Source organism: Micromonospora sp. WMMD1120, from assembly GCF_029626235.1.
Taxonomy (GTDB): domain Bacteria; phylum Actinomycetota; class Actinomycetes; order Mycobacteriales; family Micromonosporaceae; genus Micromonospora.
This window is the reverse complement of sequence record NZ_JARUBO010000005.1, coordinates 5,289,465-5,302,893: the sequence shown is the minus strand read 5'-3', so window position 1 is coordinate 5,302,893 and position 13,429 is coordinate 5,289,465. Positions and strand designations below refer to the sequence as shown.

Here is a 13,429-nt window from a genome sequence, read left to right as displayed (position 1 = left end):
CGGGGCGGGGCGGGTGGGGTGTTAGGCCGGGACCAGGACGGCCTCGCGCAGCAGCCGGCGGGTCAGGGTGACCCGGTCGGCGTCGTCGGGCAGGCCGGGCAGGTCACCGACCCGGGTGACAGCGCCACTGAGCAGCGCGCGGGCCGCCCGCCCACAGCCGGCCGGCAGGGTGATCGTTCGGTCGAACAGCCGCAGCGCCACCTGGCCGTCCGCGTGCGGTACGAGCTGCCAACGCAGGCCGGGCCGCAGGGTGACCCGGGTGTCGGCGTCCAGGGTGGCCAGCGCGTCGGCCTGGGCCAGCGGTCGGATCGGCGCCGGGCGGGCGGCCGGCCAGGCCCGCTGGCGCAGCCGAGCGGCGACAGCGCCCGGGTCGGCGCGCAGCAGCCAGTCCCGCAGCGCCTCCACCGTCTCGGTCAGCTCCGGCTCGATGGCGTCCGGGTCGGCGACGTCGGTGCCGAACGGCAGGCTGGCCCGTAGCCGCTGGTCCTCGGCGGCCAACGCCAGCAACTCCTCGACCAGGGCGTAGCGGGTGAGCGCCCGGATGCCCACCGTCAGGTGCAGCGAGCTGGCGTCCTGGGCCTGGGCGCTGTGCAGCCAGCCCCGCGGCAGGTAGAGGGCGTCGCCGGGGGCGAGCACCACGTCCAGGGCGGCCGGACCCTGCGCGGTCGCGCCGACCTCGTCGGCGCGGCCACCCCACGGTTGCTTCTCCAACGGGTCGGGCAGCACCGGCGGGTGGATGCGCCAGTGTTTGCGGCCGTCGACCTGGAGCACGAACACGTCGTGGGTGTCGTAGTGGGTGGCGAAGCCCTGACTGCCGGCCGGCGTCAGGTAGGCGTTGACCTGAAGTGGCTGGTTCAGCGCCAGGCCCAGGTCGCGGGCGAAGTCGACAAGCGGCGGCCAGATCCGGTGCAGACCCTGCAACACCAGCGTCGCGCCGGACGCGTACTGCTCCAGGACCCGCTCGTCGAGCACCTGGTCGCCGATCTCGGCGCCCGCGCCGCCGCCGCCGGTCCAGCGCGCCGCGGCGACCAACTGGCCGTCCTTGGCGACCCGCAGGAACGGGGTACGCAGACCGCGCCGGCTCAGCAACTCGTCGGCGTCGGCGGGACTGAGCAGGTCGGTGAAGCCGGCCGGGTCGGGCAGGTCGGCGGCGCGTGACAGCAGCGGGGTGTGCCCCCAGTGCGCGGCGGCGAACTTGGCCGGTTCGACGGCGACGCAGCGGGCCAGGGCCGCGGTCGCCGCCGCTGACGAAACCGCCGGGCGGTGGTCGCCGCCCGGCGGGTCGAGGTGCGTCATGGCGTGCCGCTACCGGGCGCTGCCGTCGGCGCCACCGTCCTGCTGACCCGGCGTGGCGCCACCGTCGGCCGGACCCTCCGCGCCGCCGTCCGCGCCACCGTCCTGCTGACCCGGCGTGGCACCACCGTCGGCCGGACCCTCCGCGCCGCCGTCGGCGCCACCGTCCTGCTGACCCGGCGTGGCACCACCGTCGGCCGGGCCCTCGGCACCGCCGTCGGCGCCACCGTCCTGGTGGCCGGGGGTCGCGCCGCCGTCGGCCGGGCCCTCCAGGCCGCCGCCCCCGGTGGTCTGCATGTCGTCGTCGTTGAGTGCCATCGGTACTCCCTCGGGTGAGCCGCCCCCGCCATCCGCCGGGGTCCGTCGTGCAGCGGGTGGTACCCCACGCGCGATCTTCTCTAACCCTCACCGTAGACGGCGAATCGTGACGACACGGTCGGTTCGCGCGCGGCGGCGGAGAGTGCCAGGATGGGCCGGTGATCCTGGTGGGCACGTCCGGCTGGCAGTACCGGGACTGGCGGGGCCGCTTCTATCCCGACCGGCTGCCGCAGCGGCTCTGGTTGGAGCACTTCGCGGCCGGGTTCGCCACCGTCGAGGTCAACAACGCCTTCTACCGGCTGCCCGAGCGGGACACCTTCGCCGCCTGGCGGGCGCGCACCCCGGCGGACTTCTGCGTGGCGGTGAAGATGAGCCGCTACCTGACCCACATCAAGCGCCTGCGCGACCCGGCCGAGCCGGTGGCCCGGTTCCTCGACCGCGCGACGGCGCTCGGCGACCGGCTCGGTCCGGTGCTCGTGCAACTACCGCCGAATCTCCGCGCGGACGTCGACGCGCTGGACGCGACGCTGCGGCTGTTCCCGGCCGAGGTGCGGGTCGCGGTCGAGCCGCGGCACCCGTCCTGGTGGACCGACGCCACCCGGGCGGTGCTGGAACGACGCCGGGCGGCGCTGGTGTGGGCGGACCGGCTGGGCCGGCCGGTCGCTCCGCGCTGGCGCACCACCGACTTCGGCTACCTGCGGTTGCACGAGGGGCGCGCGCGACCCTGGCCACGCTACGGGCGCACCGCCCTGCGGTCCTGGGTCAGCCGACTGACCGACGCCTTCGGCCCGGACGAGCCGGCGTACGTCTACTTCAACAACGACCCGGGCGGCGCCGCCATCGTGGACGCGGTCGCGTTCGCGGCGCTGGCCCGACGGGCCGGGCACCCGGTGTCGCGGGTGCCCGACCCGCTCCCCGCCGACGGCTGAGCCCGCCCGACCGGTGGTCGGACGGGCTCGGCGAGGTTCCCGTCAGGGCAGCAACACGGCGAGATCCTTGGGCATGGTGGCCTTCACGTCCTGCCACTCGCCCTGGGTGACGTGCCGGCGCAGGGTGTCCAGCACCACCTGCGTCACCCGCTCCGCGCCGCCCTCGGCGTCATACGGGAAGCCCTGCCGGACCTCGTAGAGGAAGTCGTCCCGGTTGAGCTTGATCGGCACGTCCGACGGCACCCAGCCGTCGAAGTAGATCCCCCGCACCAGCACCGGCAACTGCTGGGCGAACTCGACGCTCTCGTCCACCGCCAGCCGGTCGCGCAGCAGGTGCAGCACCGTGCGCAGGGCCGCGTACGACTGGTTGCGCCGCTCCTTGGGCCACCCGTAGGCGGCCTCGATGTCCTTGAGGATGAGGTTCGTCTTGTCCAGAGAGGACTCGAACGCGGTAAGCATCGCGTCAGCCATCGGTCGACCCCCGTTCCGTGCTGTCCCACCGTCGCTCGTCGGCCCGGCGCGGCGGTCCGACCGGGCCGCGGCGAGCCCGCACCGGGCTGCCCTGCGGAACCCGCCGGGCGTTGTCGGCGGCGCCGACCACGTGCAGCACGGCACCGCGCCGTCGATCCGTCACCACTCGAACCGCCATCCCGTCACCTCCGAGTCGTGTCCGGCGTCGGCCACCGTCCGGGAGGCCGAGCCCATCGCGTCCACGGTGCCGGCGCGTCGGGTGAGCCGGCCTCACCCCGATCGGGTGAGGTCAGTTCGCGTCGAGGAGGCCGGCGAGCGTCGCCGCGTTGGTCTGCGCGTAGTCGCGGTAGCAGTTGTTCATCAGGACGTGGGTCTGGCCGGCCTCGTCGGCCAGCTCGCGCAGCTTCGGCGCCCAGTCGGCCAACTCCCGCTTGGAGTAGTGGTAGCCGAACTTCTCGTGGATGTCCTTGCTGGTCCACTTGTCGCTGTGCCCGTGGAAGCGCATCACCGCGAGGTCCGCGGTGGCGGCCAGCACCGGGGGCAGCGACGAGCGGTGGCCCTGCGGCATGTCCACGCAGACGTACGGCAGTGCGTGCTCACGCAGGAACGCGAGCGTCTCGTCGGCGTTGTCGCCGTCGAACCAGGAGGCGTGCCGGAACTCGAAGACCGGGCGCAGCGGCGCGCAGCGCCTGGCCACCTCCAGCAGGTACTGCTTGTTGGCCCGCTTGATGGTGAACCAGGGCGGGAACTGGAACAGCAGCGCGCCCAGCTTGCCCGCCTCGACCAGCGGGTCCAGCGCGGACAGGAAGCGCGTCCACACCTCCTCGTACGACTGCGCGGGCAGGTCGTCGGGGTAGACGTTCTTCTTGTCGGTCTCCGGGCGGAGGTCCTTGTAGAGCGCGCTCACCCGGGTCGGGTGCCCGGTCAGCAGGCTGAACGCCTTGATGTTGAAGGTGAAGTGGGCAGGGGTGCGCTCGACCCACAGCCGGGCGGTCGCCTCGGCCGGCGGCGAGTAGTAGGTGGCGTCCACCTCGACCAGCGGGAACTGCCGGGCGTAGTACGCCAGCCGCTTCTCCGGGGTGTCCGCGGTCTGCGGGTACCAGCCCGAGTCCAGCAGTGTCCGGTCGGTCCAGGACGCGGTGCCCACGAGGATGTCACCCATGGGTGCAGTCCACCGCGCCCCGGCCCGACCGGCAACCGCTGGCGTCGCTCAGGCCGCCCGCCGCTCGCGGGTCTGCTTGCACGTCACGCACGTGGTGGCGGACGGGAAGATCTCCAACCGCTCCACCGGGATCGCCGCCGAGCAACCCTCGCACCAGCCGTAGGTGCCCTCCTCCAGCCGGCCGAGCGCGTGCTCGTACTGGGCGCGACGGTCGAGGATGGTGCGCAGCAGCGACTGGGCGGTGTCCCGCTCGGCCGTCTTGGTGCCGCTGTCGGCCTGGTCGTCGCCGGCGGTGTCGCCGACCTCCACCAGCCGCAGCACCTGGCTCTGGAGCACGGCCTGGTCGTACTCCGCGGTCAGCTCGTCGTAGCGCGCCTGGAGGGATTGTCGGATCTGGTCGATCTCCGCCTGGGAACGGGTCGAACCGACCGTGTCGTGGACGAGCATCGCTGCCTGCCTTCCTAAGCCAGTGGCTCACGGTGAACCGGGTGCCGGCGGCGCGGGGCCCCGGTCACGGTCGCATTCGGTACGCGGGCGATCACCCGCGCTCTGTGAGCCGGGCGAGTACCCGTCGAGCCGGCCGGGCAAACCGACGAATTCCCACGGCTGGTCAGGCGTCTGCGAACGGCTCGACGAGCGCGGGTCGGCGGGGATCGTCGGCCCGCACCACCACATCGGCGAAGCTCGCCGGGACGACCTCCTCGGCGTACCTGTCGAAGGCCGGCAGCGTCCACTCCTGGGCGGCCTCGGTGCGCCGGCGCAGCGCCGCCGGGGACAGCTCCAGGTGGACGGTGACGTCGAAGGGCAGAGCGCCGCCGAGCAGCAGCGGGCCGCTGACCAGGACCACCCCGCCGGGCGCCAGGTCGACGTAGCCGGCCCGGCTGGCCCGGTCGACAGCGGTGTCCCAGAGGGACGGAAGCAGTCGACCGGTGCCGCCCGGCCCGGCCGGCTCGAGCACCTCCCGGCGCAGCCCGGCCTCGTCGACCCAGCCCTCGTAGAAGGAGTCCGGGTTGGTACGCCCCAGCTCGAAGCGGAGCGACGCGGGGCGCAGGAAGTCGGCGGCGCGCACGTGCAGGACCGGGCGACCCCGGGCGCGCAGCGGGTCGACGAGCGCGGCGGCCAGCTCGTCGACGCCGGCGGCGGGTGCGCCGTCCACCGCCACGCGCAGCCGCGCGGGACCGGCGGCGTCGGTCGCGGCGCGGATCGCCGCGTCGGCCAGCCGGCCGGCCAGCTCGGTGACGAGCAGGTCGGGCGAGATGGGGCGAATGCGCACGCCGACCATCCTGCCTCGCGCCGGGTGGGTGGCGAACGCCGGTCAGCCGGTCAGCCGGTGCGGTCGCGCGGTCGCCGGGTCAGCCGCTGCGGTCGATGGTGACCCGGGCGTCGTCGGCGAGCCGGTAGCCCACCCCGTAGACGGTGGTGACCAGCGGAACGTCCACGCCGACCTTGCCGCGCAGCCGGCGCACGTGCACGTCCACGGTACGGACGCCGGCGTGCTCGTAGCCCCAGACCGCGTTGAGCAGTTGCAGCCGGGTGAACACCCGGCGCGGATGGGCCACCAGGTGCAACAGCAGGTCGAACTCCAGCCGGGTCAACGGCAACGGCTCGTCGTCGCGCAACACCGAGCGCGACGACGCGAGGATGTGCAGCGCGGGGATGGTCGGGCTGAGCGCGCGGGGCCGGTGACCGACTGGCGGGCGCGGGGTCGGGGCGACGTTCGGGCGGGGCCGAACCGATGATCACTCCTTCACCCCGCTCCAGCATCTCGCGGGCGGCCTCCAGCAGTCGACGTGCCGCCGGGGTCAGCGACTCCTCACAGGCCAGCGGGATGGACAGCGTCACGGTGAGCACGGGCGCGGGGGTGTTCGCCGGGCGACGCTGACCGCCGGGCGGCCGGCCGGGCACCGCGGGTTGGGACGTATGCCATCCGGCGCGCGACGAGGCGGGGCTGACCGACATGGTCCTCCTTGGGCTGGTCCGGGTATGTCCCCACGGCCCGGGACGCCGCTGCATCGATGCTTCCCGGCACCTGGACGAGGGTCAAGAGGCGGCTGCGTTGCATGAATGTGACAATTGACGAACACATCGGAGCCGGCTGCTCGCTCTGCGTACGAGGTCAGATGATTACAGCAGAGTCGTCGAGATGCCCCGTTACGGGGGTGCCCGCCCGGTTCACCAGTGCGCCTGCCCCGCCGCCGGACCAGGGTCAGCCGCCGTGCTCCACGATGATCGGGGCGTCGTCGGCCAGCCGGTAACCCACCCCGTAGACGGTGGTGACCAGCTCCGATCCGGCCAACTTCGCGCGCAGCCGGCGCACATGCACGTCGACGGTACGGGCCACCGCGTGCTCGTACCCCCAGACGCTGGACAGCAGTTGCAGGCGCGTGAAGACCCGGCGGGGCCGCTCGGCCAGGAACAGCAGCAGCTCGTACTCGATGCGGGTCAGCGCGACGACCCGGTCGCCCCGGCGGACCGTGCGCGAGCCGGTCAGGATGCGGACGTGGTCCGCCGCGTCGGCCGGCGCGGCGGCGACGGGGCCCAACGCCGGTCGCGGTGCCGGCGCGACGTCGTCGAGGGCGCGCGGTTGCCCCTCACCGGACTCGGCGAGTTCACCGAGCAGCTGCACCAGCCGGGCCAGCCGAGGGCTCAGCGGCCCCGGGGTGAGGTCGACGGTGATGGTGAGGGTCGGTCCGGTGCGCGGACGGGCCGGGCGCACGCCCGGGTGGCGGCGGGTGGGGATGGCGACGACGGACATGGTGCCTCCTGGGTAGCGGTACGCCAGCCACGCCGGGTGCGGCGCGGCGGTCAGCGGCGCGAGGGGTGCGGCGCGCCGGGTACGGCGCGGCGGTCAGCGGCGCGGCGGTCAGCGGCGCGGCGGGCGCGGCGGGTGCGGTCAACGGCGCGCCCACCCGGCGTTGACCGGGGACGCGAGGGGTGGGCGATGGTGCAGCGGGGTCGGGCCGAGGGCGGGCAGACCGGCGATCCGCCAGGCGGCGAACCCGCCGACCACGTCGGTGGCCCGGCGCAGGCCGACGTCCTGGAGGGCCGCGGCGGCCAGCGACGAGGTGTAGCCCTCCTGGCAGAGGACCACCACGGGCACGTCGTAGTCGACCGCCTGCGGCAGTCGGGCGGGGCAGCGCGGGTCGAACCGCCACTCCAGGACGTTGCGCTCGACGACCAGCGAGCCCGGCACCACGCCGTGCGCGGCCCGCTGCGCGGCCGGACGGATGTCGACGAGCAACGCCCCCGTCCGGTACGCCACATGCGCGCGCTCCGGATCGAGCCGGTCGAGTCGGGCCCGCGCGGCGGCCAGGATCTCGTCGACACCCCGGGAACCCGGCGGCGGTACGGGAACGGGACAGTGCTCGGCGGTTGTCTGCATGCTCGGTTCCTTCCGATGACAGGGGATGATCGGGTTCACCCGCGGCTACCAGGACCGACCGGCCTCGGCGACCTCGGCGACCCGCAGCCGCCCGTACACAAGGTGGTAGCGGGTCATTCGCACCAGCGCCGGCCGGTAGACGTGCACGCTGACCGCCGGATCGGCGCCCCGGTTGGTCACCTGGTGGACGTGCCGGGGGCCGAAGCGACGACCCGCGCCAGGGGTCAACAGTCGCGGGCTAAGCCCGCCGGCGCTGACCGTCTCCTCGGTGAGCGCGCCGCTGACCACCCGGAACGCGCCCGAGGAGCCACCGTGGTCGTGCAGGTCGGTGCCCTGCCCGGGCAGCCAGCTCAGCGCCCACACCTCGTGCTCGTCGGTGACGGCGAGGCGGGCGTACCACCGCTCGGTGGGATCGAAGCGCAACGCGACCGGCCAGCCGACCGGACCGGCCCACCGGGCGGCAACGGCGAGCAGGTCGGGCTCCGGACGGTGGTGCGTCATGGCGGTTCCTCGCGGGTCGTTCGGCGGGGTGCCTCCGTACTCTAGCCGGCAAAGCCTATCGGTTTAGTAGGTAATTCCGCCTGGTGGGACGCGGGTCGCGACGTCCGCTCTACCTGATGGGCGGCTGGTCACCACTGTCGTCCGCCATCGCGGCGGGCGGCGCGGCGATCGGTGTGGCGGGCGGGGCGGCGGCGGGCGGGGCGGCGGGCGGCGGGCGGCGGGCGGCGGGCGGCGATCGTGGCGGGCGGCGCGGTGGAGTCCAGTGCGGCCAAGCGTTGTTGAGCAACCGGTGTAGCTCATCGGGGGTCTGGACACCGGATACCGGGGGTTGGCCTCCGATCACCAGCGACGGAACGCCTGTCACGCCGTACTCCGCGGCCCGGCGTTCATCGGCTCGCACCCGCTCGGCGTACTCGTTCCCGCCGAGCAGGGTGCGTACGTCGCCCGGGTCGAGCCCGGCCGCGTTGCCCAGCCGTTCGAGGGTCTGCGGCTCGGCGATGTCGAGACCCTCGGTGTGGTAGGCGTGGAGCAGGCGTTCCACCATGGTGTCGGCGACACCGTGGTCGGCGGCGAGGTGACACAGCCGGTGGGCATCGAACGTGTTCACGGGCCGCGCCAGGTGCGGGTTGAGCGCCAAGCCCTCTGCCTCACCAAGCGTGCGGATGCGCGCGATCCTGGCGGAGAGGTGCCGTCGCCGACACGAGACACCCTCACCCCGTTGATCATGAAGTTGTCGTCACGACACGCCGACGTGAGTGGCCATAACTTCATGATCAACGGGGTGAGGGCCGGGGGGCGTCGGATCAGCGCAGCACGGGCGGGTTCACCCGGTAGCCGGGCAGCGACGGCCAGCGCACGGTCAGCACCACCGACGCGCGCTCGGCGAACCAGGAGTGGTCGACGCCACGGCCCCACACCACGTAGTCACCCGGCGCGGCCAGCCGCACCGTCCGGTCCGGCAGCTCGACCCGAAAGCACCCCTCGACAAGGACGAGCAGGGTGGTGCGCACCTCCCCGGTCGCCCACCGGGACCGGGCCTCGCCGGGCGGGTGCACGCCCCACTTCACCTCCACGTCGGTGCTGTGCCGCAGCTCCCCCGGTGGCGCGAAGTGCCCGAGCAGCCAACCGGCGTTCGTGGCACCGTCGACACCCGCGTTGCCCACGTACACCGTCTCACCCATCGGACCCTCCCCAGCGCGCCGGCCGAGCAACCTACCAGGGCTGGCCCTAGCCTGGACCGGTGACCAACGACCTCGACGCCGAGACGCTGGCGTTCGCGCACCGGATGTTCGACCTGGCCCGCGCCGGCGCCACGCAGGAGCTGGCCGCGCAACTCGACGCCGGGTTGCCGGTCAACCTCACCAACGACAAGGGCGACACACTGCTCATCCTGGCCGCGTACCACGCCCATCCGGACACGGTGGCCGCCCTGCTCAAGCGGGGCGCCGACCACACCCGGACCAACGACCGGGGTCAGACCGCGTTGGCAGCCGCGGTGTTCCGCAGCAGCACCGAGGCCGTCCGCGCGCTCCTCGCCGCCGGCGCGGACCCGGCGTACGGCAACCCGTCCGCGGTGGAGACGGCCCGGTTCTTCGACCTCCCGGAGATGGCGGAGCTGTTGCGCGCCGGCTGACGCCGGGGGTGGGAGGCCCGTGCCGTGCCGGCTCAAGACGGGGAGTGGCCGGCCCGTGACGTGCCGGCTGACGCCGGGGAGGCCCGTGACCTGCTGGCTGACGCCGGGGAGGCACGCTGCCGCGCGCCGGCCCGCGCCAGCCGCCTACCGGAACCGCTGCGCGTCGGCTGACGCCAGCCGGCGCGGGCCGGTATACAGGGTCGGTGGAAGATCCTCTGCCGGAGCAGATGCGGGCCGCGGCCACCGCGCTGCTGGCCGCGATCGGTCCCGCCGCAGGCGACAGCGCCAGGTACCCGTTCGACGACGAGGCGTCCCGTCGCTGGCTGGAGTACCGGCCCCGACCCCGACCCGGCGTCTGCCTGGCCGAACTGGACGTCGCCGGTCGCAAGGCCGCACACCGGCTGCTGGCCACCGCGCTCAGCCCTCCGGCGTACGCGCAGGCGATGACGATCATCGCGCTGGAGGAGGTGCTGGACCGGGCCGAGGGGTGGCGGCGCGGACGGCACAGCGCCGACTACTGGGTGGCCGTGTTCGGCGACCCGGCGCGCGACGACCGCTGGGCCTGGCGGCTCGAAGGGCACCACCTGTCGGTGACCATGACCGTCGTGGACGACCAGGTCTCCCCCGCGCCGATCTTCTTCGGTGCCAACCCCGCCGCCGTCCGGTACGCCGGCCGCCCCGTCTCCCGCCCTCTCGGCGTCGAGGAGGACCTGGCCCGCGCCCTGCTCGACGCCCTCGGACCGGCCGAACGGGCCGCCGCGATCGTCGCCGACGAGGCACCGACGGACATCATCAGCGCCACCCGTGGACGGGTCGACGCACCGCTGGAGCCGCTGGGCGTACCGTCGGGCCGACTCGGACCCACCGGCCGCGCACTGCTCGACCAGGTGGTCGCCCTCTACCTCGACCGGCTGCCGCCGGAGCTGGCCATCCGGGAGGCGACCCGGCTGCGCGCCGGCGAGCTGCACTTCGCCTGGGCCGGGCCCACCGAGCCCGGCACCCGGCACTACTACCGGGTCCAGAGCGACGACCTCTTGATCGAGTACGACAACACGAGCGCCGACGGCAACCACGCGCACACGGTGCTGCGCCGCCCGGCCAGCGATTTCGGCGCGGACATCCTGGCAACCCACCACCAAGCCCACCCCCACTGACCCCACCCCGGTCCCGGTCCCGACCCCGACCCCGACCCCGACCCCGACCCGGCCCCGGCCCGGCCCAGCCCCGGCCCAGCCCGGCCCAGCCCGGCCCCGGCCCAGCCCCGGCCCAGCCCCGGCCCCGGCCCGGCCCGGCCCGGCCCGGCCCCGGCGATCTTGCACTTTCTGCGGGCGTATTGTCGCGGTTATGGGCATTTGCGGCGACCGCAAATGCAAGATCAACGGTGCGGGGAAGCGGGGATCAGGCGCGGACGGCCCTGATGAGGAAGCGTTGGGCGTGAGCGACGAAGGGTCCCTCGTCGGCCATGCGGCGGTGCAGATCACGCAGCGGGGCACGGTGGCGCTCCACAGTGAAGCCCGGCACCGTCCAGACCACCTTGCGCAGGAACCAGACCACCGCGCCGATGTCGGCGAACGTGGCGCGCAGGGTGGCCCGCCGCAGGTCGACCACCCGCAGGCCGACGGCTTCGGCGTCGGCGACCGCCTGCTCGGGATGCCGCTGGCCCGGCGGTGGCAGCGGCCCGAGGATCGCCTCGCTCAGCTCCCGCATGGTGCCTGGCCCGATCTGCTGTGACAGGTACGTGCCACCGGGCCGCAGCACCCGCGCCGTCTCCGCCCAGTCGGTCCGCACCGGGTGCCGGCTGACCACCAGATCGAAGGAGGCGTCGCGGAACGGCAGCGCGCTGTCCGGTGCGACCGCCACCACCGTCGCGCCGACCCGACGCAGGGTACGGCGGGCCACCTCCACGTTCGGCGGCCACGCCTCGGTGGCCGTCAGCAGCTTCGGCGGATGCGGCACCTCAGCGAGCACCTCCCCGCCGCCGGTGTCCACGTCCAACGCGGCCTCGGCGTGTGCCATCCGCTCAGCTACCAGCCGGGCATAGCCCCACGGTGGACGCTCCTCGGTGGCCCGGCCAGCCAGCCAGTCGAAGCCCCACCCGTTGACCGGGGCCGCGAGAGCCTCTGCGATCAGTTCGTCGGCGGCACGCTCGGCGTTCATGCCGCCCACCCTCGCGGCCAAGCACTCGACCGGCAACCGATTTGCTCCGTCCACGGACGGCGGCACCGGACAAGCCACGTACCCCACCGCACCGGACTGGCCCCACTGCTCACGCACCGCGCCGGACTGGCCCCACTGCTCACGCACCGCACCGCGCCGGACTGGCCCCACTGCTCACGCACCGCGCCGCGTGGGACGGGCCACGCCACCCACGCTCCGCACCCCGTCGGATCGGACGGGCCACGCTACCTACCCGCCGCACCGTCGGATCGGCCACGCCACCCGCGTGCGCGCCGGGCGCTCGCGCCACCGGCGGGGCCCCTGTGGCTACGTCGGACTCGCGGTGCTCGGGCGGCCTGCGGTAGTGGGCGGGCCGGTCGTCAGCCGAGTCGGAGCTGGTGCTCCTCGAGAGCGGCCTGGAGGATGCCGAGCGCCTTCGGTCCCATGCCGTGCAGTCTCGCCAGGTCGGCCCGGGGGACGTCGGCGAGCTGGCGCAGTGCGGTGTAGCCGGCGGCATGCAGGGCGCGCGTGGCCGGCGCGCCGATCTTCGGGAGAGCGTCCAGGGACGAGGTCATCCGCGGATGCTAGACGACCAGCCGCACCCCGGCGGCCCAAGCCCGAGCCCGCCGAGCGGCCGAGTCAGGCCAACGGCCGGGTCATGCCAACGGCCGGGTCATGCAGAGCGGCCGGTTCACGCCAGCAGCCGCGTCTCGCCGAGCGGCCGAGTCACGCTCGGCCGGCTGACGGTGCGAAGCAGCTCAGCGACCGGGCCAGGGACGGGCGACCTCCCCGGTGGAGCCGGCGAGCGCGTCGAGGCCGCCGGCCTCGGGGCGGCCCGAGTCGAACTGGCGCATCAGCCGGGCGCCCAGGTGCACCCCGACCCCGCCGACGGCCAGTGCGACCAGTTCGGTGGCCAGGATCGCGACCGACGCGCCGCGCTGCGGGGAGTGCGCCCGGATCAGGCAGGTGAGGAGGAACATGCCGGCCATCACCGCGTTCACCAGATTGAAGGCCACCGCGGTGCGGCGGGTGTGATCGACGGGCACGTCCCACAGGTCGACCATGCCGGCCATCGCGGTCAAGGCGGCGGCGACAAGAGCGGCGACGCCCGTCCAGTAGCCGACCTCGCCCAGGAAGGCGGGACCGCCGACGACGTCGGTGAGGTCGAAGACGGTGGCGCTGACGAACAACCCGAGCGGGAACGTCACCAGCATCGGTTGGATCGGGTGCCCCTGCACTCGCAGCCGGCTCTGCATCGGTCCTCCCCCGGGTCGGCGCAGCTCACCTGACCACCTTGCTACCCGACCCCGCTCACGGCGAAACGATTCCGCCCGACTCGCCGCTGACCGGACGAACGGACACGTCCACGCTCGATCAACTCGCGTTTCAGGAAGTCGGGCCTTCCCACCGCCCCGGACACCCCGACGTCCCGCTCGACCGACTCGCGTTTCAGGGAATCGGGCCTTCCCACCGCCTCGGTTGCCGCGCTTTCACGAAACCCGAGTTGATCATCGAACGCGCCCCGGCTGCAGGACAGACCACGGCAGGCACGCTACGCCAGGCCGGCCAGGTCGCCGCCTCGC

18 protein-coding genes and 1 pseudogene are annotated in these 13,429 nt (G+C 74.0%); 3 read left to right on the top strand and 16 right to left on the bottom strand.

The window, feature by feature from the left end:
- Positions 1–21 precede the first annotated feature (21 nt).
- Both O7634_RS24365 and O7634_RS24360 read right to left on the bottom strand, forming a co-directional pair.
- The gene (locus O7634_RS24365; RefSeq protein WP_278152451.1) at positions 22–1,296 is read right to left on the bottom strand and encodes a cupin domain-containing protein; all 1,275 of its coding nucleotides are present in this window, start codon (positions 1,294–1,296) and stop codon (positions 22–24) included.
- 9 nt (positions 1,297–1,305) lie between these two features.
- A complete protein-coding gene (locus O7634_RS24360; protein ID WP_139587876.1) occupies positions 1,306–1,611 on the bottom strand; it encodes a hypothetical protein in 306 nt (101 codons plus the stop codon).
- A gap of 158 nt (positions 1,612–1,769) precedes the next feature.
- On the opposite strand from O7634_RS24360, the gene O7634_RS24355 reads away from it, so the two are divergent.
- The gene (locus tag O7634_RS24355) at positions 1,770–2,540 is read left to right on the top strand and encodes a DUF72 domain-containing protein (RefSeq protein ID WP_278152450.1); all 771 of its coding nucleotides are present in this window, start codon (positions 1,770–1,772) and stop codon (positions 2,538–2,540) included.
- A gap of 42 nt (positions 2,541–2,582) precedes the next feature.
- Here the strand turns inward: O7634_RS24355 and O7634_RS24350 are convergent, their stop codons facing one another.
- The 11 genes and pseudogenes from O7634_RS24350 to O7634_RS24300 form a co-directional block, all read right to left on the bottom strand.
- On the bottom strand, positions 2,583–3,011 hold the full coding sequence (locus O7634_RS24350; RefSeq protein ID WP_278152449.1) for a DUF2267 domain-containing protein: 429 nt from the start codon (positions 3,009–3,011) through the stop codon (positions 2,583–2,585).
- A complete protein-coding gene (locus O7634_RS24345) occupies positions 3,004–3,189 on the bottom strand; it encodes a hypothetical protein (protein WP_278152448.1) in 186 nt (61 codons plus the stop codon). Before O7634_RS24345 ends, O7634_RS24350 begins: the two co-directional genes overlap by 8 nt.
- Before the next feature lie 111 nt (positions 3,190–3,300).
- Positions 3,301–4,173 (bottom strand): DUF72 domain-containing protein, encoded by an 873-nt coding sequence (locus tag O7634_RS24340; protein ID WP_278152447.1) that lies wholly within the window; start codon positions 4,171–4,173, stop codon positions 3,301–3,303.
- A 48-nt stretch (positions 4,174–4,221) separates the two neighbouring features.
- Positions 4,222–4,620, bottom strand: a complete 399-nt coding sequence (locus O7634_RS24335) for a TraR/DksA C4-type zinc finger protein (RefSeq protein ID WP_278152446.1) — start codon at positions 4,618–4,620, stop codon at positions 4,222–4,224.
- Positions 4,621–4,783: 163 nt separating this feature from the next.
- Positions 4,784–5,446, bottom strand: coding sequence for a uridine kinase (locus O7634_RS24330; protein WP_278152445.1), 663 nt, complete (start codon positions 5,444–5,446; stop codon positions 4,784–4,786).
- A gap of 79 nt (positions 5,447–5,525) precedes the next feature.
- Positions 5,526–6,132: pseudogene (locus O7634_RS24325) on the bottom strand (winged helix-turn-helix domain-containing protein).
- A 247-nt stretch (positions 6,133–6,379) separates the two neighbouring features.
- Entirely contained in the window at positions 6,380–6,928 is a 549-nt protein-coding gene (locus tag O7634_RS24320) for a winged helix-turn-helix domain-containing protein (RefSeq protein WP_278152444.1), read from the bottom strand.
- Positions 6,929–7,066: 138 nt separating this feature from the next.
- Positions 7,067–7,555, bottom strand: coding sequence for a rhodanese-like domain-containing protein (locus O7634_RS24315; RefSeq protein WP_278152443.1), 489 nt, complete (start codon positions 7,553–7,555; stop codon positions 7,067–7,069).
- A 45-nt stretch (positions 7,556–7,600) separates the two neighbouring features.
- Positions 7,601–8,056 (bottom strand): cysteine dioxygenase family protein, encoded by a 456-nt coding sequence (locus O7634_RS24310; RefSeq protein ID WP_278152442.1) that lies wholly within the window; start codon positions 8,054–8,056, stop codon positions 7,601–7,603.
- Positions 8,057–8,165: 109 nt separating this feature from the next.
- Positions 8,166–8,720 carry a DsbA family oxidoreductase gene (locus O7634_RS24305; RefSeq protein WP_278154062.1) on the bottom strand — a complete coding sequence of 185 codons (555 nt, stop codon included), beginning with the start codon at positions 8,718–8,720 and terminating at the stop codon, positions 8,166–8,168.
- A gap of 139 nt (positions 8,721–8,859) precedes the next feature.
- Complete coding sequence (locus O7634_RS24300; protein ID WP_278152441.1) at positions 8,860–9,237, bottom strand: signal peptidase I; 378 nt, start codon at positions 9,235–9,237, stop codon at positions 8,860–8,862.
- Positions 9,238–9,296: 59 nt separating this feature from the next.
- Between O7634_RS24300 and O7634_RS24295 the strand changes: the two genes are divergently transcribed.
- Together O7634_RS24295 and O7634_RS24290 are read left to right on the top strand one after the other, a co-directional pair.
- Positions 9,297–9,689: an ankyrin repeat domain-containing protein gene (locus O7634_RS24295; protein ID WP_278152440.1), complete on the top strand. Its 393-nt coding sequence runs from the start codon at positions 9,297–9,299 to the stop codon at positions 9,687–9,689.
- A gap of 203 nt (positions 9,690–9,892) precedes the next feature.
- Entirely contained in the window at positions 9,893–10,843 is a 951-nt protein-coding gene (locus tag O7634_RS24290) for a DUF3500 domain-containing protein (protein WP_278152439.1), read from the top strand.
- Positions 10,844–11,087: 244 nt separating this feature from the next.
- On the opposite strand, the gene O7634_RS24285 is transcribed toward O7634_RS24290, so the two are convergent.
- The 3 genes from O7634_RS24285 to O7634_RS24275 form a co-directional block, all read right to left on the bottom strand.
- On the bottom strand, positions 11,088–11,846 hold the full coding sequence (locus O7634_RS24285; protein ID WP_278152438.1) for a class I SAM-dependent methyltransferase: 759 nt from the start codon (positions 11,844–11,846) through the stop codon (positions 11,088–11,090).
- A 380-nt stretch (positions 11,847–12,226) separates the two neighbouring features.
- Positions 12,227–12,421 carry a helix-hairpin-helix domain-containing protein gene (locus O7634_RS24280; RefSeq protein ID WP_278152437.1) on the bottom strand — a complete coding sequence of 65 codons (195 nt, stop codon included), beginning with the start codon at positions 12,419–12,421 and terminating at the stop codon, positions 12,227–12,229.
- 183 nt (positions 12,422–12,604) lie between these two features.
- Positions 12,605–13,102, bottom strand: coding sequence for a DUF2231 domain-containing protein (locus O7634_RS24275; RefSeq protein WP_278152436.1), 498 nt, complete (start codon positions 13,100–13,102; stop codon positions 12,605–12,607).
- Between the last annotated feature and the right edge of the window lie 327 nt (positions 13,103–13,429).